Origin of the sequence: Agrococcus beijingensis, from assembly GCF_030758955.1 — a bacterium.
Taxonomy (GTDB): Bacteria; Actinomycetota; Actinomycetes; order Actinomycetales; family Microbacteriaceae; genus Agrococcus; species Agrococcus beijingensis.
The window spans coordinates 2,213,336-2,238,813 of record NZ_CP132360.1; the positions used below are offsets into that span (position 1 = coordinate 2,213,336).

The following is a 25,478-nucleotide window of genomic DNA, read 5'->3' on the forward strand; positions in this document are numbered from 1 at the left end:
CGGTGGACCGGTCGTCGTGCCGGTGGTGGAGTTCACCATCACCGCTGATGGTGCGATGACGGTCACGGTCGACGGGCGCCCGTATCTCCCGGAGCCGTTCGCTCCGGGATGGCGGCGCGAAGCGTTCCCGACCATCCTCGACGCCCTCACCGCCCAGTACCGGTCGCCGCTGCGCGTGCAGGTACACGAGGCCGACGGGTCAACGTTCACCGACATCATCACCCCGCCCCGCGAACGCACCACCCCAAAGCCCTGGGAAGCATCAGCACCGGCACCGGTGGCTGTGGTGTCGCCTCCGGTGCCAGCCGCGCAGCCGGTGCTGCATCAGGTGGCAGGGGCAGGGTTCGTTGCGGGTGAGGATGTCGCCGTCGCGATCATCCACGCCCACACCGACGCCAGCAGCGACGGCACCGCCCGCACCCTCCTCACCGCAGAGCAAACCGCGCTTGCGGTGACGGGTGAAGTGATCCTCCTCGGCCGCATCTCCGGCACCCTCACGGTCGGGAGAATCCAATGAGCACCCCGCGGCAGGGTGGGGCGCTTGGGGATGAGCTGGCGAACCTCGGAATCATCGCCCTCATCGCCGCCGCCGTCCTCGCCGTCATCCTCCGCGTTGCGGGAACGATCACCGCGTGGGTTACCGGGATTGCGCAGCCGCCGGGCGGGATCGAAGCCGGCCTCGGCGTGCTCCTGCACCCCTCCGACCCCGGTAGCGCACTCGCTGCCGACGAGCTGAACCCGGTCGCGTACTGGATCGTCACCGGCATCCTCATCGTCGCGGTCGGGAGTGCGGGGTGGTGGGTGTGGCGGTTCTTCCGCGAGCACGCACGACAGACGAAGGTCGACCCGTACCGGATCGTCGGGATCGCCACCCGCACCGACGTCACCACCGCCGCATCAGAGAAAGCACTGCTGCGTCGGGCCGGGCAACTCCGCCCCTCCATCCAGCAGCCTGCGGTCACCGATGTCGGATACCTCCTCGGCGCATCGAGGAACGTAAACGTGTGGGCGAGTGTGGAGGATTCGATCCTGCTGATCGGGCCACCACGATCGGGGAAGGGGTTGCATGTGGTCATCAACGCGATCCTCGACGCCCCAGGCGCCGTCGTCACGACCTCCACCCGCCCCGACAACCTCACTGCCACTCTCACAGCACGCCGTGCGGAGGGGCGGCCAGTGGCGGTGTTCGATCCGCAGCACCTCGCCGAAGGCGTCCCCGCAGGCTTGCGGTGGTCACCGATCCGGGGATGCGAAGACCCGCTGACTGCGATGATCCGCGCCACCGGCCTCGCCGCAGGCACCGGCCTGTCCGCTGGCGGTGTCGAGGGCGGGGATTTCTGGGAAGGGAAAACCCGCACCGCCCTCCAAGCACTCCTCCATGCCGCAGCCCTGGACCAGCGTGCGCCTGCCGAGTTGTTCCGGTGGACCCTGGACCCGGCTGCGGCGTCCGATGCGGTCGCGATCCTTACCGCGAACCCTCGGGCGGCGACGGGGTGGGCGGATTCGTTGCAGGCGATGATCGACTCAGACCCCAGAACCCGCGACTCCATCTGGCAAGGCGTGTCCCTGTCTCTTGCCGCGCTCGCAGATCCCCGCGTCCTCGACGCGGTCAGCCCAGGCCCGGAGGAGCGGTTCGATCCGGAGGAGTTTCTGCGCAAGCGCGGCACCGTGTATCTGCTCGCGACAGGCGCCGGGGCGAACAACAGTGCCGCACTGGTGTCAGCGTTCGTGGAAGACCTCGTCGAAGCCGCCCGTCGCCTCGCCGCACGCTCACCGTCAGCACGTCTCGACCCGCCGCTGCTGCTGGCGCTGGATGAGATCGGAAACCTCGCCCCACTGCCATCGCTCCCGACGTTGATGGCAGAAGGCGGAGGTACCGGGATCACGACCATGCCGGTACTGCAATCCCTCGCACAGGCACGCGAGAAGTGGTCGGATAACGCTGCCGGCGCGATCTGGGACGCATCGATTGTGAAGATCATCCTCGGTGGCGCATCCAACTCCCGTGACCTTCAAGACCTCACCACCCTCATCGGTGAACGCGACGAGATCACCGACTCCACCACCATCGGCGACCACGGCTCCCGCACCGCACAACGCTCCATCCGCCGGGTAGCGATCATGCCTCCCGACGTGATCCGCACCCTCCCATTCGGTACCGGACTGATCCTGCTACGCGCCGCGCCACCGATCGTCGCGAAACTGCGTGCTTGGACGCGCCGCAAGGGCGCGAGCGACCTGCAGGGTCAGCGGCGCGTGGTGGAGAAGCTGCTACAAACCGGTTCTCCGGCATCCGCGGGTGATGAGGGGCCGGTGGGCGCACCTGAGTGACAGAGCACCCTGACCGGGGGTGCCGCTGTCACGAGGAGTGTCCAATGGCTATCCACACACAAGAGTCCCTGTCCGGGTTCATCGCTTCCGAACCGCACCTGTCGTTCACCGAGAAAGGTGACGCACGACTGTTCGTGAAGATCGGGCAAGAACACTACCGCCGCGAAGACGATGGCTCGTTCACGCAGACCGAGACCACCTTCCACGACCTCGTCGCGTTCCGGAAGACCGCCGAACGCGCCCACCAGCGCTTCGCGAAAGGCGACAAGTTCGTCGCCGAGGGCTACACCCACCACTACGACCGCACCGACGACACCGGGCAGACCGTCAAGGCAGAAGAGTTCATCGCGAAGAAAATCGGGCACGACCTCGCCCGCACCCGCTACACAGTCGACCGTCCCCGACGCACACAAGCAACCGACTCATTGGATGCCGGACTCGAGGACGCTGCACTGTCACCCGGCGCACCACGCCGCGCGCCCGCTGGTGCAACCGCGGTCGGAAGGTGAGGACGGATCATGGTCGATGAACTGCCCGACACGGGCGAAGTTGATCCGGGCGAAGTGGCGGAGGACGAGTTCGATGAGAGCTACGACCCCGACACCGAACCCTCCACCGCGGAGGATGAGGGGATGGCGGGTCCGCCGGGGCCGGTGAACTGGAATCTCCTCACCGCCGACGCCGCAGAAGAAGAATGGCTCGCGCTCAACGAATGGGTGCACTGGCTTCGCCACACCTACGGCCTCTCTGTCGCCGTCTGCCCGCCGTTCTGGCACCGCCACCCGGCACTGGTGTGGGAACTGTCCGCGTTGCACATCCACTGGCTGTGCGCGATCCACCCCGAAGCCAAGGGCTCCGCCATGCTCATCTGGCATCGCGACTTCACCGAAGCCCAAGAACGCCTCCGGCACTGGACCGCAGCCTGCGGCACGCGCCTGACCACCGACCGCCCCACCCGCCGCATCGCCTGGCCCGGAGAATCCGACACCGACACCATCGATGACATCGTGATCCCGAACCGCGAGGAAGACTTCGTGGAATACATGCACGCTGATGTGGAAGCGCGGCGACGTGCCGAGGACCAGTTCATCGCAGGTCTCGTCCTGAGCACGGGAGAAGTACCATGAACCGGCGTGAGCGCAGGCGGGGTGAGGATCGACGCTTCACCGTCAAAGCAGTGCCACGCAGTCAACCTGACCTGCACAAGCTCGCGCAGGTGTTCCTCGGCATGGCGGTCAGCAGATCGAAGGCGAACGACGCGCCCACGCCGGATGACGCCGATCCTGGGCGTTCTGAGCCCGACAAGGTAGAATAGAACCCGACGCCGCGGCCTTACCGGGCCGGGTGCGCAGTCTCTTTGCCCTTGTGGCTTACCCCGGTTCCTTTCCGGCGGACGTGTTTCCCGTTTACGAGTCGCACCGCGTGACGCTTCGCCGTCGCGTTGGCTCCCACCCTTCCGGTGAGAGGAAACAAGACTCATGACTCTGGCACCCCCAGCGCCACCCACCAGCATCGACCGACTCGGTGAGACCACCACCCTCGCCGTCTCCTACCTCCGCGTCTCCACCAAGGAGCAGGCAGAGCGCGGCGGCCGCGACGAGGGATTCTCGATCCCCGCGCAACGCGACGCGAACCTCCGCAAGGCCCGTGATCTGAACGCGATCGTCGTGGAGGAGTTCATCGACGCAGGCGAGTCCGCACGCAAGGCCGACCGGCCAGAACTGATGCGGATGATCGAGTACGTCAAGACCCACCAGGTCGCGTACTGCATCGTCCACAAAGTCGACCGGCTCGCCCGCAACCGTGCCGACGACGTAGCGATCCACCTCGCGCTTAAAGACGCCGGCGTGATCCTCGTGTCCGCGACGGAGAACATTGACGAGACCCCGTCAGGGATGCTGCTGCACGGCATCATGTCCACGATCGCGGAGTTCTACTCCCGCAACCTCGCCAACGAGGTCGCCAAGGGCATGACCCAGAAAGCCGCCATCGGCGGCACCGTCGGTCGCGCCCCCATCGGCTACCTCAACGTCCACAAGCGCGACGAACTCGGGCGCGACATCCCCACCGTGATCCCTGACCCCGACCGCGCTGCTTTGGTGCGGTGGGCGTTCGAGGCGTACGCGACGGGGAACTACTCGACCTCGATGCTGCACAGAGAACTTGTCGACCGTGGCCTCACGACCGTGCCGACCCCGAAACGGCCTGCGAAGGCTCCGGGACTGTCCACGATCCAGCAGATGCTCTCCAACCCGTACTACAAGGGCGACGTGATCTTCCGTGGCGCCCGCTACGACGGACTCCACGAACCGCTGGTGAGCGCGGAGCTCTGGTACCGGGTGCAGAACGTCCTCACCGCGCACCAGGTGTCCGGGGAGAAGACGCAAACCCACGAGCACTACTTGAAAGGCTCGGTGTACTGCGGCGATTGCGGCTCCCGTCTGATGGTCACCCACGCGAAAAACGGCAAAGGCATCGTCTACCCATACTTCATCTGCGCAGGCCGGCACTCCAAGCGCACGAACTGTGTCCGCCAGGCCATGCCGATCGAGCACATCGAACGACAGGTCGAGGACTACTACCGGCGCGTGCAGATACCCGAGCACATCGTCACCGCGCTGCGGCACATGCTCGTGCGCCAGTTCGATGACCTCCACGCCGCGAACAAAGCAGAACGGCACACCCACGCCGTCGAGCGCGACTGGCTCCGTGACGAACGCCGCAGCCTGCTCCACGCCCACCACGCCGGAGCCGTCCCGCTGGACCTCCTCAAAGAAGAACAAGACCGCATCGCACGCCGGCTCGCGTTCCTCGACGCGCAGATCGATGCAGGGCAGATCGAGTACGATCAGGCCAAAGCACACCTCGAAGACTGCCTCGCTCTGGCCGGTGACATGCACGCGATCTACATGAGCATCGATGACTCACTCCGGCGCATCTGCAACCAAGCGTTCTTCGAGCGCATCCATGTCTACGAGGTCGAGAACGCCGATCGGGTGGAAACGGAGCCGGGTGAGCCGTTCGACACGCTGCTCGATCCGGCAGTCCACGCGGCAGCGCTGGCCTATGAGGCCAGCGTGCGCGCGGGGAAGGATGTCAAACCTGCGGATGTCGCATGTTTGAACATCGACACTTGGGTGGGCCCGGTGGGGCTCGAACCCACGACCAGCGGATTAAAAGTCCGACGCTCTACCGACTGAGCTACAGGCCCGTGCGACAAGCGTAACCTCGCGAACGGGGGTCATCCTCCAGACGGACTCCGGGAACCCGCCCTGTTGCCGAGGCCGCGCATCCGCCAATGTGGGGTCGTCCCTCCCCGCTGACAGGAACCCGCATGACCGCTGACACCCCCGCGCGCACCACCGAGCCGTCGACTGAGGCGGTCATCGGGGCTCCCACGGGGGCGGCGGTCGGCGAGGTCGAGCAGCAGCGGCTGCTGACCACCACCGACCCGCGCACCGGCCTCAGCGACGCCGAGGTGGCGGCGCGGGTCGCCGACGGCCGCGTCAACCGCATCCCGGGCGCGAGCAGCCGGTCGCTGTGGTCGATCCTGCAGGCCAACCTCTTCACCCTCTTCAACCTGGTGATCGCGGTCTGCACGGTGGTGCTGCTCGTCCTCGGCCGCTGGCAGGATGCGCTGTTCTCGTTCGCGGCCATCTCGAACGTCGTGATCGGCGTGGTGCAGGAGTACAGCGCGAAGCGCAAGCTCGATCGGCTCGCGCTGCTGCACGTGTCGCGCTCGACGGTGCTGCGCGAGGGCGAGCAGCGCGACATCGCCATGGAGCAGCTCGTGCAGGACGACATCCTGCTGCTGCGCCGCGGCGACCAGGTGCCCGCCGACGGCGTGATCGTCGAGAGCACGGGGGTCGACCTCGACGAGTCGCTGCTGACGGGGGAGTCGGAGCCGCAGCTGAAGCACGTCGGCGACGGCGTGCTGTCGGGCTCGGCGGTCTCGTCGGGCTCGGCGTCGGTGCAGCTCACGAGCGTCGGCGGCGACTCGTTCGCGGCTCGGCTCACCGCCGAGGCGCGTCGCTTCTCGCTCGTGCACTCCGAGCTGCGCAGCGCCCTCGACCGGGTCGTGCGCTGGATCTCGCTCGCGCTCATCCCGCTCATCGCGATCGTGCTGAACGGCCAGATGCAGGCGCGCGGCGGCTGGCAGGCGGCCATCGAGACGGGCGCCTGGGAGGAGGCGGTCGTGCTCGCGGTCGCCGCGATCTCGGCGTCGGTGCCGCAGGGCCTCATCCTGATGACCTCGATCGCGTTCGCGGTCGCCGCCGTCAAGCTCGCGCGCAGCCAGGTGCTCGTGCAGGAGCTCGCCGCCGTCGAGGGCCTCGCCCGCGTCGACGTCATCTGCCTCGACAAGACCGGCACGCTCACCGAGGGCGACATCGAGCTGCTCGACGCCACGCCCGTCGATGCCGACGGGGTGGTGGCGGATGCGGTGCGCGCCGACGCGCTGCACCTCCAGTCGGGCGCATGGCTGGCGGCGCTCGGCTGGTTCGGGCACGACCCGAACGCCAACCCCACCGCGCTGGCCGTGCGGCCCCACGTCGCCGATCCATCGATCGGCGACCCGGCGCTGCGCACCAGCTCCCAGATCGGCTTCTCCTCCGCCCGCCGCCTCAGCGCGGTGGCGTTCGCCGACGGCGCGCTGCGCGGCACCTGGATCCTCGGCGCGCCCGAGTCGCTGGTCACCGAGGAGGCCGCGCACGCGGCGGTGGTCGAGCGCGCGCTCGAGACCGCCGCGATGGGGCGCCGAGCCCTCGTGCTCGCGCACGCACCGCATCCGCTCTCTCCTGCAGAGGCCGAGCGGCTCGAGCTGCCGGAGGCGCGACCGGTGGCGGTGCTGGGCTTCGGCGAGCACGTGCGCGACGACGCGGCCGAGACGCTCGACTACTTCCGCGACCAGGGCGTGGAGGTGCGCATCATCTCGGGCGACCACCCGCGCACGGTCGGCGCCGTCGCCCGCCAGGTGGGCATGCCGCTCGTCGGCGACGCCTTCGACGCGCGGCACCTGCCGAGCGATCCGGAGGCGCTCGCGACGGTGCTCGTCGACCACCACGTGCTCGCCCGCGTCACGCCCGGCCAGAAGCGCGGCATCGTCGAGTCGCTGCAGGCGCTCGGCCACACGGTCGCGATGACCGGCGACGGCGTCAACGACGCGCTGGCGCTGAAGACCGCCGACCTGGGCATCGCGATGGGGGAGGGCGCCGCCGCGACGAAGGCGGTCGCGCGGCTGGTGCTGCTCGACGGCCGCTTCTCGCACCTGCCGCGGGTGGTCGACGAGGGGCGGCAGGTGATCGCGAACATCGAGCGGGTCTCGCGCATCTTCCTGACGAAGACCACCTACGCGTTCACGATGGCGCTGCTGTTCGGCGTGCTGCTGCTGCAGTACCCGTTCCTGCCGCGCCAGCTGTCGGCCACCGACGGGCTCACCATCGGCATCCCCGCGTTCTTCCTGGCGCTGATGCCTGCCGCCACCCGCTACGTGCCCGGGTTCCTGTTCCGCAGCCTGCGCTTCACGGTGCCCTCGGGCGTCACGGTCGCGGTGGCGATCCTGGCGACCACGATCCTCGGCCGCTCGATGCAGCTCGACGAGCGGCAGGTGCAGACCGCCGCGGTGCTCGCGCTGACGGTCGCCGGCCTGTGGGTCCTGGGCATCGCATGCCGCCCCTTCACGCCGGTCCGGGCGCTCATCATCGTGGTGATGGTCGCGGCGCTGATGGTGGCGGTGACGGTGCCGCTCATTCGCGACTTCTTCGAGTTCCAGCTGCCGCCGGCCGACATGATCGGCTGGGCGGTGGGCATCGGCCTGGCCGCGAGCGCGCTGATCGAGGTCTGGCACCGGCTCGCGCCCAAGCTGCCGCCGGCGGTCGTCCGCACCACCTGAGCCGCGATCGGCCGCGCCGCGCACCGCGCGGGTTTGGGATGATGGAGGCCATGGCTGACGACTTCCACCGCCCCACCCGCTTCTCGAACGACTGGTTCGAGCGCGTCGAGGGCGACGTCGACCCGCTGCTGCGCCTGCAGCTGGCGAGCGAGACCGCACAGGCGCTGCTCGCGCGCGTGCGCACCGGCGCCGACCCCGAGGTGGTCGAGCGGCTGCTGCGCCTCGCGAAGGTCGACGGCATAGACACGGTCGCCGAGCTCTGGTCGCACGCGCGCCCCCACTCGCTGCCCGGCGCGCTCTGGCGGGTGCACCTGCTGCACGCGCTCGTGTCGCAGCGCGCCGACGAGGCGGCGCTGCTGTACCAGCGGGGGGCGGATGCGCTCCACACGGCGGCACCGGTGGTCGCGGGAGTGCCGGCGCCGGCGAGCCCCGCTGAGCTGCGGGCGCTCACCGAGACGATCCTGCGCGGGGTCTTCGCGGGCGACTTCGCGCTCGCCCTCGAGCGCGCCGCCGCCTTCGCGGTGGTGACGGCGGCGGGCGCGGTGGAGGCCGCGCACCTGGACGAGGCGACGCATCCGGAGCGCGCCATCGATCGCACGCGGCTCGCGGCCTCGCTGACCGACATCGCCGGAGACCTGACGGTGTGCGCGCGGATGTGGCGCTCGGACAGCCTGGACTGACGGCGGGTTCCGCGCGCCGGCGGGCGCCGCGCCGTAGGCTCACAGCGGCCGGTGTGCTGTCCCGGCGTCGCTGAACAAGGAGATCCGCCATGGCCCGCCGCCCGCTCGCAGCCCTGCTCGTCGCCGGAGTCGGTGCTCTGACGCTCTCCGGCTGCCTGATCCTGCCGCCGCCGATCCCCGAGGCGCCCGTGCTGCCGACCGCCGCACCGCTCGAGCCGACCGTCGAGCCGCTCGACCCCAGCGAGTCGGGCGAGGCCGACCCGGGGCAGCCCGTCGACGACCTGGCACCCACCGCCGGCTTCGGCGAGCCGGTCACGATCGACGACGGCGCGGGCGACGCCTGGACGGTGACCGTGACGCAGCTCGAGCCCGACCCGCCGCTGCAGGGCGGTGGCGCCGAGCCCGGCACGCGCATCGTCGCCGTGGTGCTCGATGCCCAGCGCGTGGAGGGCGACTTCGCGTTCCTCGACCTGTTCGAGATCTTCGTGGTCGGCAGCGACGGCGTGGCGTACGACTACTTCGACACCATCACCGAGATCACGCCCGAGAACGACGTCTACCTCGAGGAGGGCGACAGCTTCACGGGTGCCCGCGCGGCGGTGCAGCTGCCCGAGGGCGTCGACCCCACCCACGTGGTGGTGCGCTCGTACTACGGCAGCCCGGAGGTCGCCGACACGGTCATCGCCGTCCAGTAGCGACGCGGCCGGCACGCTGGCCCGGCATCCTGGCCCGGCATGCTGGCCGCAGCGTGGAACGCCCGGCCCCGGCCGGGCGTTCCCGCGTTCGCGGGGAGCGCATCCGCCGTAGTGCCTCACGTCAAGATGCTCGCGAACGTTGATCGCGTGCCTCATCTGGTTTTGCTCGCGAAACGGTCTTGTTGAGGACGTCGGTCTTGGCGGCGGCGAGGTGGATGAGGCGGGTCTGGATNCACCGACACCGCCGCCGCCGTGACGGGCGCTGCCCGGTCGGCCGACGCATCCGCCACCGATGCCGGCGCGCCCGACACCGGCTCGGCGACCGGCCTGCTGCGCGCCGTCGGCGCCGCGACCCTCGTCGCGGGCCTGCGCTACGGCGAGAACAGCCACCAGCAGGCGGGCCTCTTCGCGCTGCCCGGCGGCACGGGCATCACGCAGGCCGAGCTGCTGCACGGCAAGCCGATGTCCTTCAACAACTACGTCGACGCCGACGCGGCCCTCCGCGCCGCCTTCGACTTCAGCGAGCCGGCCGTCGCGATCATCAAGCACGCGAACCCCTGCGGCATCGCAATCGCGGCGCCGAACGCCGCCGATCCGATCGCCTCGGCGCACGAGCGGGCGCACGCGTGCGACCCGGTCTCGGCGTTCGGCGGCGTGATCGCCGCGAACCGCGTCGTCACCCGCGCGATGGCCGAGACGGTGAAGGACATCTTCACCGAGGTCGTCGTCGCGCCCGACTTCGAGCCCGAGGCGCTCGAGCTGCTGACGGCCAAGAAGAACATCCGCCTGCTGCGCCTGCCCGCCGGCTATGCCCGCGAGGGCAGCGAGCTGCGGCAGGTCTCGGGCGGCGTGCTCGTGCAGCAGCCCGACACCTTCGAGGGCTTCTCGTCGCACACCTGGCGCCGCGTGACGGGCTCGCACGTGTCGGATGCGGTGCTCACCGACCTCGAGTTCGCCTGGCGGGCCGTGCGGTCGGTGAAGTCGAACGCGATCCTGCTGGCCTCGGGCGGCGCCTCGGTGGGCGTCGGCATGGGGCAGGTCAACCGGGTCGACTCGTGCAAGCTGGCCGTCGAGCGCGCGGGCGACCGCGCCGCCGGCTCGGTCGCCGCCTCGGATGCGTTCTTCCCCTTCGCCGACGGCCTGCAGATCCTGCTCGACGCGGGCGTCTCCGCGGTCGTGCAGCCGGGCGGGTCGGTGCGCGACGAGGAGGTCATCGCCGCCGCGAACGCCGCCGGCATCACGATGTACTTCACGGGCGAGCGCCACTTCGCGCACTGAGCCGGCTGGGCGGCCCGCCCACCCCGAACACAACGCAAGCCCAGCAGCCGAGATCAGCGGCGAATCCTGGCGCAGTGCCTGGAGCACCGCTGGTCGGGCTGCTTCGGCTTGCGTTGTGCATCGGTGGTCTCGGCGGCGGCGGCGGCGGCGGCGGGGCGGCGGTACGGTCACTGCGTGAGCGCGGCGACCATCGACGACGTGCGGCGTGCCCGCCGCATCCTCTGCTTCGGCGCGACCGGCTCGGGCAAGTCGACGATGGCGCAGGCGCTGGGGGAGCGGCTGCGGCTGCCGGTCACGCTCGTCGACGACCTCTGCTGGGATCCCGGCTGGGTGCAGCGCACCCGCGAGCAGATCGACGCGAGCGTGCTCCCCGTGCTCGACCGCGAGGCGTTCGTGATCGACTCGGTCTACCGCTTCCACAACGAGCATGCGCTCGCGCGTGTCGACGCGATCGTCGCCCTCGACTACGACCGGCACGTCTCCCTGACGCGACTCGTGCGCCGAACGGCACGACGCATCCGCACCCGTGAACCCGTCTGCAACGGCAACGTCGAGACGCTCCGGCTCGCGCTCGCGCCCGACTCGGTGATCTTCTGGCACTTCCGCTCGTGGCGCTCGAAGCGCGAGCGGATGCGTCGGTGGCACGCGGATGCGTCGGCCCCGCCCGTGCTCCTCCTGTCGCGTCCCGCCGAGGCCGAGGCCCTCCTGGCGCGGCTCTGACGGCCGGTCCGAGGGGACTGATTGGGAGATGCCGATCAGGGGGCGTAGTGCCTCATGTCAAGATGCTCGCGAACGTTGATCGCGTGCCTCATTTGGTTTTGCTCGCGAAACGGTCTGGTTGAGGATGTCGGTCTTGGCGGCGGCGAGGTGGATGAGGCGGGTCTGGATGTCGACGATGCGGCGGGTCAGCTCGGCCGGGTTGGTCGCGTCGAAGATCGCCTCGAGCTCGGCCTGCTTCTGGTCGCTGAGAACGCCGCTGTCGATCACGCGCTGGTACGGGGTGCGGGGCTTGTCGTAGACGCGCGTGGCCTTGCCGTTGCGGTTGACGCGCCAGCCGGTCGCTTTGGTGGTGGCGGTGAACATGTTGAACCGGATCCGGACCAGGTCGTAGAGCTCGTTCAGCAGCCGCAGCTCCATCGCCGTNTTTGAGCTCGGCGCGTTTCTGGTCGGTCAGGACGCCGCTGTCGATCACGCGCTGATATGGGGTCCGGGGCGCGTCGTAGACACGCGTGGCCTTGCCGTTGCGGTGCACGCGCCAGCCGGTCGCGTTGGTGGTGGCGGGGAACATGTTGAACCGGATCCGCACCAGGTCGTAGAGCTCGTTCAGCAGCCGCAGCTCCATCGCCGTGTCGTAGCGGTAGTGGAACGCGAACCGGCGGACGACGTCGCCGTTCTTCTGCTCCACGTGCGCGTTGTCGTTCGAGTGGTAGGGGCGGGCGCGGGTGAAGAACAGGTCTCGCTCGCCGGCCCAGTTGATCAGCGCGTCGTTGATGAACTCGCCGCCGTTGTCGGTGTCGATGCCGGTGAGCGGGAACGGCAGGCGCTGCTCGATCAGCGGCATCGCTTCGAGCACCCATCGGTGCGCGCCGTTGCGCAGCGCCCGGTTCTCGGTCCAGCCGGTGGCGACGCTGGTGACCGTCAACGAGCGGCAGAACTCGCCCTTGAGCGTCGGCCCGCAATGCAGCACCAGATCCAGCTCGCAGAAGCCGGGATCCTGCTCGTGCTCGTCGCCGGCCTTGCGGACCTGGATCGAGTTGCGCAGCAGCGGTCCGGGCTTGGTGCCCGAGATGCCGGTCAGCCGCATCCCGTCGCGGGTGGGCTTCAGCAGCCGGTCGATCGTCGCGCCCGAGACCGCCAGCAGCTGCGCACGGGTGTGATCGTCGAGCCGCTGCGTGTCCTCGCCGAACTCGTGGTGCTGCTCGAGCTTCGGCAGCCACAGCGGCATCGTCACGGCCAGATACTTGCCGGCGGGCTGGCCCGCGAGCATCCAGACACGGATCAGCAGCCGCAACGTGTCGTAGCCGTACGTGCGCGGCCGCGGCGCACGTTGCACGGCCCGCTGCGGCCCCTTCCGCGCCATCGCCGCGTGCACCTGCCGCGCGAATGGCTCATCGCGGCTTGACAGCAATAGGAGCATCATGGCCTGTCGCCGTTGCGACGACTGTAGGTGGGGCCACCATCACGCGATCCCGTCGCCGCGAGTGCTCTGGTGCGCCGCGCAGACTCGGCCTAGCGTGGTCGCCATGTGCAGGAACATCACCGAGCTGCGCGGCCTCGAGCCCGCCGCGAACGACGACGAGGTCGAGGCCGCCGCCCGACAGTACGTGCGCAAGGTCTCGGGCATCACGCATCCGACCGATCGCACCCGGGACGCCTTCGAGCGCGCGGTCGCCGAGGTCGCCCACATCACGCAGCACCTCCTGGCCGACCTGCCCGACCGGCGGCAGCCGCCCAAGACCGTGCCGCCGCTGCGTCGGCCCGAGGTGCAGGCGCGCATCGCCGCCCGCGAGGCTGCGAAGGCGAGCGCCGCGTAGTCAGTCGGCCAGCTGCCGCCTGATCTCGTCCATCACCCGCATGATGGCGACGGTCTCGTCGAGCGGCATGAGGGGGCTCTCGAGCTCGCCGGCGGCGATGCAGCGCTCCACCTCGATCGCCTGGAACTGCATGCCCCGACCGGCGATCTCCGGCACGAAGCTCTCCTTCTCGAGTGTCGCGCTGCGGCGGGTGAAGCCTGTCCACACATAGAAGGCCGGATCGAGCTCGATGACGCCCTGCGTGCCCGCGATGGTGGCACGGTTCGAACCGAGCGTCTCCATCGAGAACGTGACCGTCGACATCCGTCCGCCCTCATGGGTCAGCATGGCGGCGCCCCGATGGTCGACGCCCGCCGCGTCGACCACGCCGGCGGCGCGCACGCGCGTGACCGGTCCGAGCAGCGCGTGGGCGAGCGAGACGCAGTAGACGCCGAGGTCGAGCAGGGCGCCGCCGCCGAGCGAGGGCTCGATGAGGCGGCTGCCGGGGGAGAGGTCGAGCATCTGCGAGTGGTCGGCGGTGACGCTGAGCAGATCGCCGAGCTCGCCGGCGGCGATGCGCTCGCGGACGGCGACCATCGTCGGAAGGAAGCGCGTCCACATCGCCTCCATCGCGAAGAGGCCGCGAGCGCGAGCAGCATCGACCACCGCCTGCGCGTCGTCGCCGGTCGTCGTGAACGCCTTCTCGACGAGCACGTGCTTGCCGGCCTCGATCGCGAGCAGCGCGTGCTCGCGATGGTGCGAGTGCGGGGTGGCGATGTAGATGACGTCGACGTCAGGGTCGGCCACCAGGGCCGCGTATCCGGCGTGCGCGTGCGGGATCCCGTGAGTGCCGGCGAAGTCGCGGGCTCGCTGCTCATCGCGGCTGCCGACGGCGGCGACGCGGTGGCCGCCGAGCGTGAGATCGCGCGCGAAGGCGCCCGCGATGCCGCCCGCCCCGAGGATGCCCCAGCCGGGGGAGTTGGTCGTCATGGCGCGACTCTAGTGCTCGCTCCGTCGCCTGGTGGAGGTGGTGCTCGACCGCCGCTCGTAGCGTGGAGGCATGGCGAGCAAGCGCGACTTCAATCCTTCGATGATGGGGGTGGGGCTCGTGCTGGGCATGTCGATCGGCGTCTCGATCGGCGTCTCGCAGGACAACCTCGGGCTGTGGATCGCCATCGGCGCCGCGATGGGCATCTCCTTCGGTGTCGCGCTCGGCTCCGCCAACAAGGAAGAAGGCGAGGAGCCGGACGGCGCGCATCCTGGCGCCGAGCCGGACGAGCCCTCGCGCTAGCCGCAACCGGCGGCTGCAGGGTTCGCAGCGCAGTCTCCGTTCGTGAGCACGGTGTCGACCTCGAACACCTTCACCGCCACCGCGGGAGCCTGCACGGGAAGCGTGCCCGGCACCGCGAACCAGCCGGCGCCGGCGTTGACCTCGGCAGTGAAGACGACGGTGACGGATGCGTTCACGTCGTCCCTGCTCGCATACGCGTGACTCGTGGCCGTCTCTGTCCAAGACTGGTCGGCGCCGCTCCATGCGGTGCCGGATGCCTCGGTCTCCTCGACGGTGCCGTCGCCGTAGTCGAAGACGTAGCTCGTGGGCGTCCATCGCACCTGGATCGGCACGTCGAACAGCTCGCCGTCCATCGTGTGGGTCTCGGCGGTCGCGTAGAAGTTGGTGGGCGTGCCGATGACGCCCCAGCCGTCGGGTTCGACGACGAGCTCGCCGACGATCGGGCGGAACGCGGCGAGGTCGCTGATGGTGATCGGTTCGAACGCCGCGGCGTCGATCGGCTCGCCAGGGGGCGGGGGTGGCGGTGGGCACACCGCCGGATCCTCGCCCATGGCGACACAGCGGTCATGGAGCATCTGCAGGTACTGGCGGTACGCGAGTTCCGCTGCTGATGTGTCGATGGGAGCGCCTCCGACGGTTCCTGCGCCGCTTCCCGGGCTTCCGCCGATCGGTTGGGACCCTGCCACGATCACCGAGCCGATCTCAGATGGTGGACAGACTCCAGCAGCAGCCAGCTCTTCGTTGCAGATCAAGCCCGGCGTCTCCATGTTGCCGAAGAGAGCCGGCACGCTCAGGAACAGGAGAGCGATTAGTCGCATGGATCTGACAGTTCGTCGACCCGCGAGGATCGTCCAGCAGCGATCAACTGCCCGTCCTCAAGGATGAAGTCCACAGTCCAAGCGGTCGTGGTCGAACTCGTCGCCGGTAGTTCGACGCCTGATTGTGGATCGACCACGCGAACCGCTGCGGCATCGAGACAGAACCCCGCCGACAGTGCGTCGGTTGATCGCACGTCCAACACCGCTTGGGTGATCTGGGGCGCTCCGAGGAGTTGAAGCCGCTGAGCAAGATTCTCGTCGATCTGTGAGGCCAGATCTGCGGCAAATTCGGCGGTTGCGTTGGAGCGCAACGACTGGGGGTCGGAGGTTTGAGCTTCGTACTGAGCACTGACCGCACGCAACAGGTCCTGGTAGGAGGCTTGTGCGGCGACCAGCATCTCGTTGTCGGACAACGACGCCGTTGGAGGCGCCGACGGCTCGGCCGCCGATGTCGTCGCGGTCGGCGCCGGCGGCGAGCAGCCGACCAGCACGAGTGCCGCCATCGATGCGAGCGCGACGCCGGTTCCGAGCCTCCTGAGCATGCGGGCAGGTTACGCGAGCCAGCGGAGCCGCCGCCGACCGTCTCCACAGGCTGGCCCCATCGCCCCATTCGATGCGCTTCTGGGGGACAGCAGGAACTGGCGCAGAAAATCTGGAAAGAATGTTGGAGATGCGCTTGCCATTCGCTATGACCCGGGTATATCTTCGTGAACGCGAACTTCCACGCCGACCGAAAGGAGGAGCTCGCGATGTTTGACACCGTCACCATTCCCACCGCTGGAGCCCTTCTTCCCGGTGGGGCGTCCTAGCGGCGAAGCGCAGCGGCTGAACGATCTCCGTGCTGCACCAGCACCGAGTCTGCCAGGCCACAGCAGGCTTGCTCCCCCTGCGTCTTCCCCCATCGCCCCTCGCTGACCGCGACGCGATCGCTCCCTCTCGCCTTACCGGCTGAGCGCGCGCACTCGTCGCACCGCAACGCATCCGCCCATTCTTGGGTTCATTCGTTGCGCAATCTCCGCAATTCATCCAGCGATATCTCACGCCCACCAGAGGGCGATATCGCCATGCCAGAAAGCAGTACCACCATGTCGAATTCAGCATTCGCGCTGCCGGCTCCTCGCCGGGCCGCGCTGAGCGCATCGCGGCAGCTCGAGCGCTGGGCACTGAAGCCCCAGCGATCAGAGCAGCTCCGCCGTGAGGCTGTGGCCTACGAGCAGTCGCTTGCAGACCGCGAGCAGCACGCACGCGACGCACTCGCACTCCACCTGCTGCGGTGATCGCAGCACGAGCGGGGCCGTCCTGACCGGGGCGGCCCCGCTCTTCGTCGAACGGCGATGCCGGCGCCGGCCGCCGGGGCCAAGCCGCGCGGTCGCTCCCACGCCCTCACGGCGACGCCGTACCGCTCACGCGCAGTTGCGCTCCTGCTCCACGACCGGCACCCTGACGTCGACGAGCAGCGTGCCCGACGAGCTTCGCACGAAGCCGACCAACACCTCGCTCAACCCGAGCTCTTCACCGGAGAACACCTCGGCGCCGGTCTCGATGTCGAACACCGCGACATCGCTCACGTCGGCGCACACGTGCGCCATCGGCTCGTCGGGCTTCGAGTCGATGAGCAGGTCGAACGTCACGGTGCGAGCAAGGCCGTCGACCACCCCGCCGTCTCGCCGCCACCGAGCGACGTCGGCGGCCACCTCGCCGGCCATCGTCGTCGTCGCGACCTGTTCCAGATCGCGCGAGTTCAGCACCGCCGACCGCGCAATGCCGCGCTCGGCGAGCAGGAAGTGCTCGTAGGCCGTGAAGGCCTCTGCAGTGAGCTCGTCGGCGACCCGCACGATATGGGGTGTCGGCACGGGCGAGGCGACGGACGGCCGCGCGCTCTCGCCGACCTCGGCGACCGGCTCTGGATCACCGCCTGGCAGCCGTACGGTGCAGGCGCTCAGCAGCAGCGCCGCGGCCAGAGCGATGGTCGAAGTGAGGGGTCTGCTTCTGGGCATGCGGGCAAGGTAGGCGACCGCCGACATCCGCCGCACTCGCTCTCCACAGTCGCTCTGGAACGACGCGACTCACCTCAGGTGCCGGGTCTAGGTTGGGCGCGTGGCCCCGTCTGACCGAACGCGAGCCGAACCCCACGGCCGCGGCGACGCATCCGCCCGCGTGCGAGCGCAGCGCTTCCTCGTGCGCTGGCTGCCGCCCGGCCGCGTCGCCAACGCCGTGCGCGCTGCACTCGCGGCGATGGCCGCATGGCTCGCCGGCAACACCCTGCCGGGCGACATTCGCGACTATGCCTACGCCGCGGCGCTCGGCGCCTTCATCGCCACCGGCACCACCATCTTCACCATCGCGCGCACCGCGCTGCAGCAGGCCGTCGGCCTCGCGATCGGCGCCGCGCTGGGCCTCGCGATGGTCGCGCTGCAGTTGCCCGCACTCGTCGAGATCGGCATCATCGCGGCGGTGGGCGTCGCGCTGCAGGGCGCCGCCGCCCTCGGCATCGGCGCCGGGGTCGTGCCGGTCGTGGCGCTGCTCGTGATCCTCTTCGGCGGCGTCGACGCCGACGGCTACGCGGTCGGCTACGTCGGCCAGTTCACGGTCGGGCTGCTCGTCGGCGTGCTCGTCAACGCCATCGCGCTGCCCCCGCTGCACGACCGCGAGGCGCACCGGCGCATCGACGCGGCCGTGCACGACCTCGCCGATCGCGCCGACGCGCTCGCCGAGCTGCTGCGCGGCGACTGGCCACCCGAGGACGACGCGTGGAGCATGTGGGGCGCCGAGCTCGAGCAGCGCGTCGCCGACCTCGAGGCCGACGTGCGCGAGGCCGGCGAGAGCCGCCGCTTCAACCCGCGCACCCTCTGGCGCGAGCACGACGTCGAGCACGACCGAGCCGCCGTCGATGCACTGAAGGCTGTCGTGCACCGGGTCATCGACCTGCTCGACGCGCTCGCGGGCGCCGCGTGGGCGACCCCTGTGAAGGTGAACCTCGACGCCGACGAACGGATGAAGGCAGCGGATGCGGTCACGGCGCTGAGCGCGCACCTGCGCGCTTGGGCGCGGCTCGAGGGCGTCGCCGACGCGTCGGCCGCCTCGATGGAGGCGATCGATGCGCTCTACGAGCACGTCTCCGCACAGCCTCGGCCCGAGTCCGGGGCGGGCGCGGTGGTGTTCGCGCTGCGAGCGATCCGGGCGCGCGTCGATCGCGCGGCGGGCGTCGAGGCGGCGCGCGAGGCATAAGCGCGGCCCGGGTGGCGCCGACGGCGGCTCCGCTGCGCAGCGACGCGACGCGAGGCGCGGCTGCCCTGACTCGCCCGGCCTCAGCCGCCCGACCTCAGTCGGCCGGCAGCGTCGCGGCGATCACGTGCTGCGGGCGCCCGGCGAGCGCGACCTCACGCACGCTGCCGCTCGAAGGGTCGACGACCGTCAGGCCGTCCCACCAGCCGTCGCGCGTGTAGCCGCCGGCGAGCACGATCGACCAGGCCGCGGCAGCCGCGGTCGACGGTGCTGCGGTCGGCGTTGCTGCGGTCGCCGGTGCTGCGGGCGCCGGCGTCGCAGTCGCCGTCGTCGACGGCGCCGCGGCGTCCGCACCTGCGCCACCAGACGCATCCGCCCCCTGCCAGATCGCGACGGTCTCGTGCGGTCGCTGGAGCGGGATGACCTGCTCGGCGCCGGTGAGGGGATCGAGCAGCGACACGTTCGTCGAGCCCGTGGCGGTGCCGAACGCGCCCGTGCCCGAGGTCACGAGCCTGCCGTCGGGGGCGGTCGCGACGCCGTGCTGGTGCGAGTTCGCGGTCGCCTCGACGCGCTCCGTCGCGCCGGTCGCAGGGTCGAGCAGCACGGTGACGAGCCCCTGGTAGGGCAGCGCGATGCGGCCATCCGCGGTGATCGCGGCGTAGTGCGGCTTCTCCCAGCCCGAGAACCCGAGGTTGCCGAAGGGCGCGATCTCGACCGTGCGCACGACCGTGCTCGGCGACGCCGGGTCGATGAGCGTCACGGTGTAGCTGTCGTGATCGACGGTCGCGACCCACGCACCGCCCGGGTCGGCGAGCACGTCGAACGGGCGGATCCCGACGTCTGCCGACGCGACGAACGCGCCGCTCGCGACGTCGTAGACCTCGAGCCACGCCGGATCGGGCCAGCGGTGCACCGCCACGTAGACGCGCGCGCCGTCGGGCGAGACGGCGATGCCCAGACCGCCATCGCGGTACTCGCCGAAGCCGACGCTCGCCGGCTGGTGCAGGTAGGGCACGAGCGCGGCGCGGGTGCGCGCGGCGAGGTCGACGACCGCGAGCCCCTCGGCGGTCGCGACGTAGGCGGCGGCTCCCTGCGCGGCGACGCCCCACGGCGCCTGGCCGACGGGGATCACGCCGAGCACCGGGTCGGCGGCGTCGGGGTCGACGATGGCGAGGCCGTCGGATGCGGCCAGTGTCGCCAGCAGGACGGGCTGGGGCTGGGCTTCGGGTGCGGGAGTCATCACAGGGCTCGGGCTCGTCTCAGTGGTCGGCCGCGCAGTCGCGGCCTCGGATGGAGAGGGCGAAGGGCTCGTCTCGAGCGAGCCCGGGGTGCAGCCGACGAGCGCGGCGGCGGCGAGGAAGATCGTCGCGCTGCGCCATGCCGTCTTCACGACGCCATCCTCCCGCACCGGCCATCCGTGCGCACCGGCCATGCTTGCGGTCGGCCATCCTTGCACCGGCCCTGGGGCAATGCGGCGCCTCGGTCGTCAATCGCGCCGCTGCTCCGCGGAAGCGTCGCGCAGCCGCATCGGCGCGACGAGCAGCCCGCGCTCCTCGCGCATCCACACCTGCCCCGTCGCGCGGTGCTCGACGCGGGTCGCGAAGCGGTAGCGGTAGACGCGCGCCCGCACCCACTCGGGCCGCTCGCCGCCGAACGGGTCGTGCCCGAGCAGCCGCAGCGTCGGCGCATCCGCCTCGAGCAGCCGCTCGAGCAGCACGCGGAACCACGGCCCGCGCTGCCCCAGCGCCAGGAACCACATCAGCCAGTCGAGCCGCAGGTGGTAGGGCGCGAACCAGCCCGGCACGCGCCGCACGTCACCCGGCTTGCCCTTGAAGCCGTACTCGACCCACTCGTCGCGACCCGGCGCATCCGCCCCTCTGCTCTTGTCGGAGGGTCTGGTCTCGTCGAAGGGCGCACCCTCGATGACGATCTCGTCGCGCACCTTCGTCACCGTGCCGAACGCGCCGTAGGCGTTCGCGAGCCGCAGCCGGTTGAACGAGGCGTTCATCAGCTGCCGCCGCGACGCGAGGTTGCGCGCCGAGGGGATCGACAGCCACAGGTAGACGACGAAGATCAGGGCCACGAGGATGCTGAACCACACCTCGGTCGGCTGGTAGGCGCGCGTCGATGGCCAGGCGGGCACCGCCCAGGCGACGACGCGATCGTCGACGGCCGCGAACGCCATGACGATCGTCAGCCAGTTGAGCCAGGCGAAGTTGCCGGTGAGCACGAGCCAGCCCTGCGTGAGGATCATGATCGCGGCGGCCGTGGTCGCGATGGCGGCGAGCACGGCGCTCACCCCCTCCGCCGGGCCGGTGGCGGTGCCGATCGCGCCGATGGCCGCGACCAGCAGCACCCACGGCGCCACCAGCTGCGCCACGTGGTTGCCGACCACCTCGAGCCGGTGCCACCACGCCGGCGCCAGGTGCGCCCAGCGGCTGAACGGGCCGGGCATCGGCTGCGTCTCGTGGTGGAACATCAAGGCCGTGAGATCCCGCCACTCGCGCCCGCCGCGCAGCTTGATCATGCCGGCGCCGAACTCGAGCCGGAACACGAGCCAGACGACCAGCAGCAGGGTCAGCGTCGGGGGAGCGGTGGCGTTGGAGCCGAGGAGCGCCACCAGGAAGCCCGCCTCGCACAGCAGCAGCTCCCAGCCGAAGCCGTAGAAGACTTGGCCGATCGGCAGGATCGACAGGTAGACCGCCCAGAGCACGAGGAACCCGAGCATCGGCAGCCAGGGCGGGCCGAGCTGCGGCACGCCCGCGACCAGCGCGAGCGCGATGGCGATGCACACGAGGCAGAGGATGCGCAGCATCCGGTCGGAGTAGTGCCAGCGGAAGATGCTCGGCACGCCGTCGAGGCCGCCCGCGGCGATGTAGCGCGGGGCGGGGGAGAGGCCGCGCTCGCCCAGCAGTGCCGGGAACTGCAGCAGCGTCGAGGTGAACGCGACCGCGAATATCGCGGCGGTGCCGCGCTGCAGCACTTGCCGCGCGAGCTCGGCGTGCGGGGCGTCGAGCCAGGCGATGATCGCCGACCAGTCCATCGCGCACCTCCCGTCCGATTCCGCCCGCCGTGGCGCAGCGCGACCCGCACCGCCAGCGTCGCGCGACCGCTCGGCAGAGACAAGAGGCGAGCTCGCAACGGCGTCGATCTGCTCAGGATCGGCCGCAGATCGCCCGAGAGCCGCGGCGGCGCGGGGAGGCCCGACGTACGCTTCGGGGACCCCGGTCCGAGCGTCGACCCCACCGACGGAGGTGCCCATGCGCAGTCGAGCTCGAGCGCGCGCGCTCATCGCGATCGTCGCCGCGGGCGTGCTCGCGCTCACCGGGTGCGGCGCGGAATCCGCTCCTGAGCCCGGGACGGCATCCGACCCGCCTGCCGCGAGCGCATCGCCGAGCGCTGCGGCTTCGCCGACGCCCGACGCCGCCGCTGCACCTGAGGCCTCCGCTGCACCCGACGCCTCCGCTGCCGCAGCTGGGCCATCGGCGGCGCAGCAGCGCCTGCTCGATGCGTGCGAATCGAACCTGATGGCGGCCATGGAGAGCGATCGGCCGGAGCGGGGCCGGAACGACGATCAGATCCAGGTCTATGAGGCGATGGGCACCTTGCTGCCGACACGGCCGACCTGCTGGTTCTCGCAGGCGGAGGGCGACCGACGGGCAGTCGTGATGGTCTGGTTCGACGCCCCCGAGACCGGGCCGGCCGTCATCGCCGGGCTCGAGGCGCTCGACTGGTCGGCCAGCACGACGCCGGCAGACGGCTACGAGACGACCACGCTGACCGACGGCAGCACCGACGTCGAGGTCTCACCGCTCGGCCTCGAGAGCGGTGAGCAGGGTGTCGGGCAGCTGTGGGAGGGCGACGTGACGCTGATCGAGGTGCTGCTGCCGGCACCGGCGGAGTAGCGCCGGCGGACTGGCTCGGGGACTGCGGCCGGCGTCTGGCTGCGCTCGGCGGCGCGGGCCCATGCGCCGCGCCCGGTCCGCGGCCGTGCGGAATCGCCACGCGCGCACGGGTGTTGCAATCTCGAAGAACCCACCGCATCCGCCCCCATCGCCTCACCGGCGATCGCGAGCGTGCGCGGGCACCCGCAACGAGAGTCAGGATCCCCATGCAGATCGGCGCGTACAGCTTCGGCGACACCCAGGTCGATGCCGACGGCACGGAGCGGTCGACGGCCGAGGCGATCAAGAACCTCTTCGACGCCATCGTGCACGCCGACGCCGCGGGGCTCGACTACTTCGGCATCGGCGAGCACCACACGTCCTCGATGCCGGCGTCGTCGCCCGGCACGATCATCGCCGCGGCTGCAGCGGCCACGAAGCAGATCGTGCTCGGCAGCGGCGCCTCGATCATCTCGACCGACGACCCGGTGCGGGTGTTCCAGCAGTTCGCGACCGCCGACGCGATCTCGGGCGGCGGGCGCGTCGAGATCACCGCCGGCCGCGGCTCGTCGGTCGAGACGTTCCCGCTGTTCGACTACTCGCTGACCGACTACGACGAGCTCTACGCCAGCAAGCTCGACCTGCTGCAGACGCTGAACGAGGCCGAGGGCACCGCCATCACCTGGAGCGGCACCCGCCGCCCGGCGATCGACGGGCTCGACGTGGTGCCGCGGCCCGTGCGCGGCAGGCTGCCGCTCTGGATCGCGACGGGCGGCAGCACCGGCTCGTCGGTGCGCGCCGGCCAGCTCGGCCTGCCGATCTCGTACGGCATCATCGGCGGCGCCCCGCACCGCTTCGCGCCGCTCGCCGACCTCTACCGCGCGGCCGCCGCGCAGGCCGGGCACACGGGGCCAGACATCAAGGTGTCGGTCGCCGCGCTCGGGCTCGTCGCGCCGACGAAGCAGGAGGCGCTCGATCGCTTCTACCCCGGCTGGTACCGCCTGAACGCCGAGATGGGCCAGCGTCGCGGCTGGCCGGCGCCCCGCAAGGAGCAGTTCCTGGCGCAGGCGGATGCGCCCGGCGCCTACTACGTCGGCGACCCCGACGAGGTGGCCGAGCGCATCGTGCACCTGCACGGTCACATGGGCCACGTGCGCCACTTCCTGCAGATGGACATCGGCGCGCTGCCGCAGGAGCATTTCCTCGAGGCGCTGACGCTGCTGGCGACCGAGGTGAAGCCGCGGGTGGAGCGGCTGCTGGCGGCGAAGTAGGGCGGGGCGCGGCCTCCAGAGGCAGGGACGCCGCCGGCCCGGAACTTCTCGGGCTGTGGGTGCACCGGGCTGGACTATCCAGACGGCGGCGCGCTCTGCCCGAGATTCTCCGGGCAGCGCGAGGCCCTGCGCCGGGCGCGCGGGCGCGCCGGGCTTAGCCCTCGTGCACGCCGATCTCCTTGAGCGCCGCGTGCGCCGCGTGCCATCCGCTCATGCCGTGCACGCCGCCGCCCGGCGGCACCGACGACGAGCAGAGGAAGACGCGCCCCGGCATCGGCACCCGGTAGGGGTTCGCGAGCTTCGGGCGCGCGAGCTGCTGCGTGCCCGCGAGGGTGCCGCCGCCGATCGAGCCGCCCACGAGGTTGGGGTTCCACAGCTCGAGCGCCGCCGGTGTCATCGGCCGCCGCTCGAGGATCCGGTCGCGGAAGCCGGGCGCGAACCGCTCGACCTGCGCCTCGATGGCGGCGGATGCGTCGCCGGGCCACCCGTGCGGCACATGCGCGTAGGCCCACAGCAGGTGCTTCCCGGCAGGCGCCCGCTCGGGGTCGGCGGCGGTCGGCTGCGTCGCGAGCACGAAGGGCTGCTCGGGCATGCGGCCCAGCGCCACCTCGCGCTCGGCGTGCGCGATCTCGTCGAGCGTGCCGCTCAGGTGCACGGTGCCCGCGCGCGCGACCCGCTCGTCCTGCCACGGCACCGGGCCGTCGAGCAGCAGGTCGAGCTTCGAGACGGCGGGTCCGTAGGTCCACCGCTCCATGCGCTTCCGGTAGAGCCCGTCGATGCTGCCGTGCGCCACGCGCAGCAGCTGGCGCGGCGTCAGGTCGAGCAGCACGAGGTCGGCCGCCGGCAGGTCGCGCAGGTCGGTCACGTCGACACCCGTCTGGATCCGACCGCCATGTGCCTCGATGACGCGACCCAGGGCATCCGCGATCGACTGCGACCCGCCCTTCGCGAACGGCCAGCCGGCCGAGTGCCCGACCCCGCCGAAGGCGACGCCGAACGCGCTCGTCAGCGGATGCCCGAGCGGCAGCGTCGCGTGCGTGACCGAGCCCGCGAAGAGCGCCCGCGCAGCGCCGGAGCGGAACACCGTGCGCGCGAGCAGCGTCGCAGGCCATGCGCCGCGCAGCCCGAAGCGGGCGAGCAGCAGCGGATCCTTCGGCCAGCGCAGCAGCGGCCCCAGGATCGCCGCGGCGGTGCCGTTCGGGTCGTCGGTGGCGGGCTGGTGCAGCCGCAGCCAGGCCTGCGCGTCGACGCCCAGCTCGCGCGCGGTCTGCTCGGCGTCGCGGTGCAGCACCGCAGCGCGGCCGCCCGGCAGCGGGTGCGCCATCGGGAACTCGGCGTGCGCCCACTCGAGCCCGTGCTGCTCGAGCTCGAGCGCGCGGAACGCGGGGCTCGTGATGCCGAACGGATGGCCCGAAGCGCCGGGGTCGATGATCGCCTGGTCGCCGAAGGCGGGGATCGACGCGCTCGCGCCGCCGATGGTGTCGGCGCGCTCGAGCACCGTCACCTCGAGGCCCGCACGGGCGAGCACCGCGGCGGCGGTGAGGCCGTTGGGGCCAGCGCCGACGATGACGGCGGATGTCATGCGGCCTCCTGAGGGTCTGG

At 70.9% G+C, this 25,478-nt stretch carries 22 protein-coding genes, 1 tRNA gene and 2 pseudogenes; 16 read left to right on the forward strand and 9 right to left on the reverse strand.

Features of this window, described 5'->3' with window-relative positions:
• Positions 1–25 precede the first annotated feature (25 nt).
• From Q9250_RS10795 to Q9250_RS10820, 6 genes and pseudogenes are all read left to right on the forward strand, one after another.
• Positions 26–517 (forward strand): hypothetical protein, encoded by a 492-nt coding sequence (locus tag Q9250_RS10795; RefSeq protein ID WP_306231892.1) that lies wholly within the window; start codon positions 26–28, stop codon positions 515–517.
• A complete protein-coding gene (locus tag Q9250_RS10800; protein ID WP_130455662.1) occupies positions 514–2,331 on the forward strand; it encodes a type IV secretory system conjugative DNA transfer family protein in 1,818 nt (605 codons plus the stop codon). Before Q9250_RS10795 ends, Q9250_RS10800 begins: the two co-directional genes overlap by 4 nt.
• Positions 2,332–2,375: 44 nt before the next feature.
• Entirely contained in the window at positions 2,376–2,840 is a 465-nt protein-coding gene (locus Q9250_RS10805) for a single-stranded DNA-binding protein (RefSeq protein WP_130455664.1), read from the forward strand.
• Between the two features lie 9 nt (positions 2,841–2,849).
• Positions 2,850–3,458 (forward strand): hypothetical protein, encoded by a 609-nt coding sequence (locus tag Q9250_RS10810; protein ID WP_130455666.1) that lies wholly within the window; start codon positions 2,850–2,852, stop codon positions 3,456–3,458.
• Positions 3,455–3,646: a hypothetical protein gene (locus tag Q9250_RS10815; RefSeq protein ID WP_130455668.1), complete on the forward strand. Its 192-nt coding sequence runs from the start codon at positions 3,455–3,457 to the stop codon at positions 3,644–3,646. The genes Q9250_RS10810 and Q9250_RS10815 overlap by 4 nt, the downstream gene beginning before the upstream one ends.
• 163 nt (positions 3,647–3,809) lie before the next feature.
• Positions 3,810–4,856, forward strand: a pseudogene (locus Q9250_RS10820) (recombinase family protein); the annotation flags it as partial.
• Positions 4,857–5,255: 399 nt separating this feature from the next.
• On the opposite strand, the gene Q9250_RS10825 reads toward Q9250_RS10820, so the two are convergent.
• Positions 5,256–5,381: a hypothetical protein gene (locus Q9250_RS10825; RefSeq protein WP_263970280.1), complete on the reverse strand. Its 126-nt coding sequence runs from the start codon at positions 5,379–5,381 to the stop codon at positions 5,256–5,258.
• 88 nt (positions 5,382–5,469) lie between these two features.
• A tRNA-Lys gene (locus tag Q9250_RS10830) sits at positions 5,470–5,542 on the reverse strand.
• Positions 5,543–5,665: 123 nt separating this feature from the next.
• On the opposite strand from Q9250_RS10830, the gene Q9250_RS10835 reads away from it, so the two are divergent.
• From Q9250_RS10835 to Q9250_RS10860, 6 genes and pseudogenes are all read left to right on the forward strand, one after another.
• Positions 5,666–8,221: an HAD-IC family P-type ATPase gene (locus Q9250_RS10835; RefSeq protein WP_306231893.1), complete on the forward strand. Its 2,556-nt coding sequence runs from the start codon at positions 5,666–5,668 to the stop codon at positions 8,219–8,221.
• A gap of 50 nt (positions 8,222–8,271) precedes the next feature.
• Entirely contained in the window at positions 8,272–8,901 is a 630-nt protein-coding gene (locus Q9250_RS10840; protein ID WP_306231894.1) for a DNA-directed RNA polymerase subunit beta, read from the forward strand.
• 89 nt (positions 8,902–8,990) lie between these two features.
• Positions 8,991–9,596: a hypothetical protein gene (locus tag Q9250_RS10845; RefSeq protein ID WP_306231895.1), complete on the forward strand. Its 606-nt coding sequence runs from the start codon at positions 8,991–8,993 to the stop codon at positions 9,594–9,596.
• A 237-nt stretch (positions 9,597–9,833) separates the two neighbouring features.
• Positions 9,834–10,874: pseudogene (purH, locus tag Q9250_RS10850) on the forward strand (bifunctional phosphoribosylaminoimidazolecarboxamide formyltransferase/IMP cyclohydrolase); the annotation flags it as partial.
• Between the two features lie 174 nt (positions 10,875–11,048).
• Positions 11,049–11,594, forward strand: coding sequence for a P-loop NTPase family protein (locus Q9250_RS10855; RefSeq protein WP_306231896.1), 546 nt, complete (start codon positions 11,049–11,051; stop codon positions 11,592–11,594).
• A 1,523-nt stretch (positions 11,595–13,117) separates the two neighbouring features.
• Positions 13,118–13,408 carry a DUF2277 domain-containing protein gene (locus Q9250_RS10860; protein WP_306231897.1) on the forward strand — a complete coding sequence of 97 codons (291 nt, stop codon included), beginning with the start codon at positions 13,118–13,120 and terminating at the stop codon, positions 13,406–13,408.
• Here the strand turns inward: Q9250_RS10860 and Q9250_RS10865 are convergent, their stop codons facing one another.
• Entirely contained in the window at positions 13,409–14,377 is a 969-nt protein-coding gene (locus tag Q9250_RS10865) for a Gfo/Idh/MocA family protein (protein WP_306231898.1), read from the reverse strand.
• Positions 14,378–14,447: 70 nt separating this feature from the next.
• Between Q9250_RS10865 and Q9250_RS10870 the strand changes: the two genes are divergently transcribed.
• Positions 14,448–14,678: a glycine zipper domain-containing protein gene (locus Q9250_RS10870; RefSeq protein WP_306231899.1), complete on the forward strand. Its 231-nt coding sequence runs from the start codon at positions 14,448–14,450 to the stop codon at positions 14,676–14,678.
• Here Q9250_RS10870 and Q9250_RS10875 read toward each other — a convergent pair.
• The 3 genes from Q9250_RS10875 to Q9250_RS10885 form a co-directional block, all read right to left on the reverse strand.
• Positions 14,675–15,211 (reverse strand): hypothetical protein, encoded by a 537-nt coding sequence (locus Q9250_RS10875; RefSeq protein ID WP_306231900.1) that lies wholly within the window; start codon positions 15,209–15,211, stop codon positions 14,675–14,677. The genes Q9250_RS10870 and Q9250_RS10875 overlap by 4 nt on opposite strands.
• A 275-nt stretch (positions 15,212–15,486) precedes the next feature.
• Entirely contained in the window at positions 15,487–16,038 is a 552-nt protein-coding gene (locus Q9250_RS10880) for a hypothetical protein (RefSeq protein ID WP_306231901.1), read from the reverse strand.
• 861 nt (positions 16,039–16,899) lie between these two features.
• Entirely contained in the window at positions 16,900–17,493 is a 594-nt protein-coding gene (locus tag Q9250_RS10885) for a hypothetical protein (RefSeq protein ID WP_306231902.1), read from the reverse strand.
• 100 nt (positions 17,494–17,593) lie between these two features.
• Here Q9250_RS10885 and Q9250_RS10890 point away from each other — a divergent pair, with 100 nt between their 5' ends.
• Positions 17,594–18,724, forward strand: coding sequence for an FUSC family protein (locus Q9250_RS10890; protein WP_306231903.1), 1,131 nt, complete (start codon positions 17,594–17,596; stop codon positions 18,722–18,724).
• Between the two features lie 94 nt (positions 18,725–18,818).
• On the opposite strand, the gene Q9250_RS10895 is transcribed toward Q9250_RS10890, so the two are convergent.
• Entirely contained in the window at positions 18,819–20,111 is a 1,293-nt protein-coding gene (locus Q9250_RS10895) for a YncE family protein (RefSeq protein WP_306231904.1), read from the reverse strand.
• A gap of 96 nt (positions 20,112–20,207) precedes the next feature.
• The gene (locus Q9250_RS10900; protein WP_306231905.1) at positions 20,208–21,764 is read right to left on the reverse strand and encodes a lipase maturation factor family protein; all 1,557 of its coding nucleotides are present in this window, start codon (positions 21,762–21,764) and stop codon (positions 20,208–20,210) included.
• A gap of 217 nt (positions 21,765–21,981) precedes the next feature.
• Here Q9250_RS10900 and Q9250_RS10905 point away from each other — a divergent pair, with 217 nt between their 5' ends.
• Both Q9250_RS10905 and Q9250_RS10910 read left to right on the forward strand, forming a co-directional pair.
• A complete protein-coding gene (locus tag Q9250_RS10905) occupies positions 21,982–22,626 on the forward strand; it encodes a hypothetical protein (protein ID WP_306231906.1) in 645 nt (214 codons plus the stop codon).
• A gap of 206 nt (positions 22,627–22,832) precedes the next feature.
• Positions 22,833–23,876, forward strand: a complete 1,044-nt coding sequence (locus Q9250_RS10910) for an LLM class flavin-dependent oxidoreductase (RefSeq protein ID WP_306231907.1) — start codon at positions 22,833–22,835, stop codon at positions 23,874–23,876.
• 154 nt (positions 23,877–24,030) lie between these two features.
• Here the strand turns inward: Q9250_RS10910 and Q9250_RS10915 are convergent, their stop codons facing one another.
• The gene (locus Q9250_RS10915; protein WP_306231908.1) at positions 24,031–25,458 is read right to left on the reverse strand and encodes a phytoene desaturase family protein; all 1,428 of its coding nucleotides are present in this window, start codon (positions 25,456–25,458) and stop codon (positions 24,031–24,033) included.
• Between the last annotated feature and the right edge of the window lie 20 nt (positions 25,459–25,478).

Coding starts and splice junctions, on each gene's coding strand:
- Q9250_RS10910 (WP_306231907.1), top strand. CDS start 22,833: ATGCAGATCGGCGCGTACAGCTTCGGCGACACCCAGGTCGATGCCGAC.
- Q9250_RS10810 (WP_130455666.1), top strand. CDS start 2,850: ATGGTCGATGAACTGCCCGACACGGGCGAAGTTGATCCGGGCGAAGTG.
- Q9250_RS10835 (WP_306231893.1), top strand. CDS start 5,666: ATGACCGCTGACACCCCCGCGCGCACCACCGAGCCGTCGACTGAGGCG.
- Q9250_RS10865 (WP_306231898.1), bottom strand. CDS start 14,377: ATGACGACCAACTCCCCCGGCTGGGGCATCCTCGGGGCGGGCGGCATC.
- Q9250_RS10845 (WP_306231895.1), top strand. CDS start 8,991: ATGGCCCGCCGCCCGCTCGCAGCCCTGCTCGTCGCCGGAGTCGGTGCT.
- Q9250_RS10915 (WP_306231908.1), bottom strand. CDS start 25,458: ATGACATCCGCCGTCATCGTCGGCGCTGGCCCCAACGGCCTCACCGCC.
- Q9250_RS10805 (WP_130455664.1), top strand. CDS start 2,376: ATGGCTATCCACACACAAGAGTCCCTGTCCGGGTTCATCGCTTCCGAA.
- Q9250_RS10815 (WP_130455668.1), top strand. CDS start 3,455: ATGAACCGGCGTGAGCGCAGGCGGGGTGAGGATCGACGCTTCACCGTC.
- Q9250_RS10870 (WP_306231899.1), top strand. CDS start 14,448: ATGGCGAGCAAGCGCGACTTCAATCCTTCGATGATGGGGGTGGGGCTC.
- Q9250_RS10860 (WP_306231897.1), top strand. CDS start 13,118: ATGTGCAGGAACATCACCGAGCTGCGCGGCCTCGAGCCCGCCGCGAAC.
- Q9250_RS10885 (WP_306231902.1), bottom strand. CDS start 17,493: ATGCCCAGAAGCAGACCCCTCACTTCGACCATCGCTCTGGCCGCGGCG.
- Q9250_RS10905 (WP_306231906.1), top strand. CDS start 21,982: ATGCGCAGTCGAGCTCGAGCGCGCGCGCTCATCGCGATCGTCGCCGCG.
- Q9250_RS10840 (WP_306231894.1), top strand. CDS start 8,272: ATGGCTGACGACTTCCACCGCCCCACCCGCTTCTCGAACGACTGGTTC.
- Q9250_RS10900 (WP_306231905.1), bottom strand. CDS start 21,764: ATGGACTGGTCGGCGATCATCGCCTGGCTCGACGCCCCGCACGCCGAG.
- Q9250_RS10880 (WP_306231901.1), bottom strand. CDS start 16,038: ATGCTCAGGAGGCTCGGAACCGGCGTCGCGCTCGCATCGATGGCGGCA.
- Q9250_RS10800 (WP_130455662.1), top strand. CDS start 514: ATGAGCACCCCGCGGCAGGGTGGGGCGCTTGGGGATGAGCTGGCGAAC.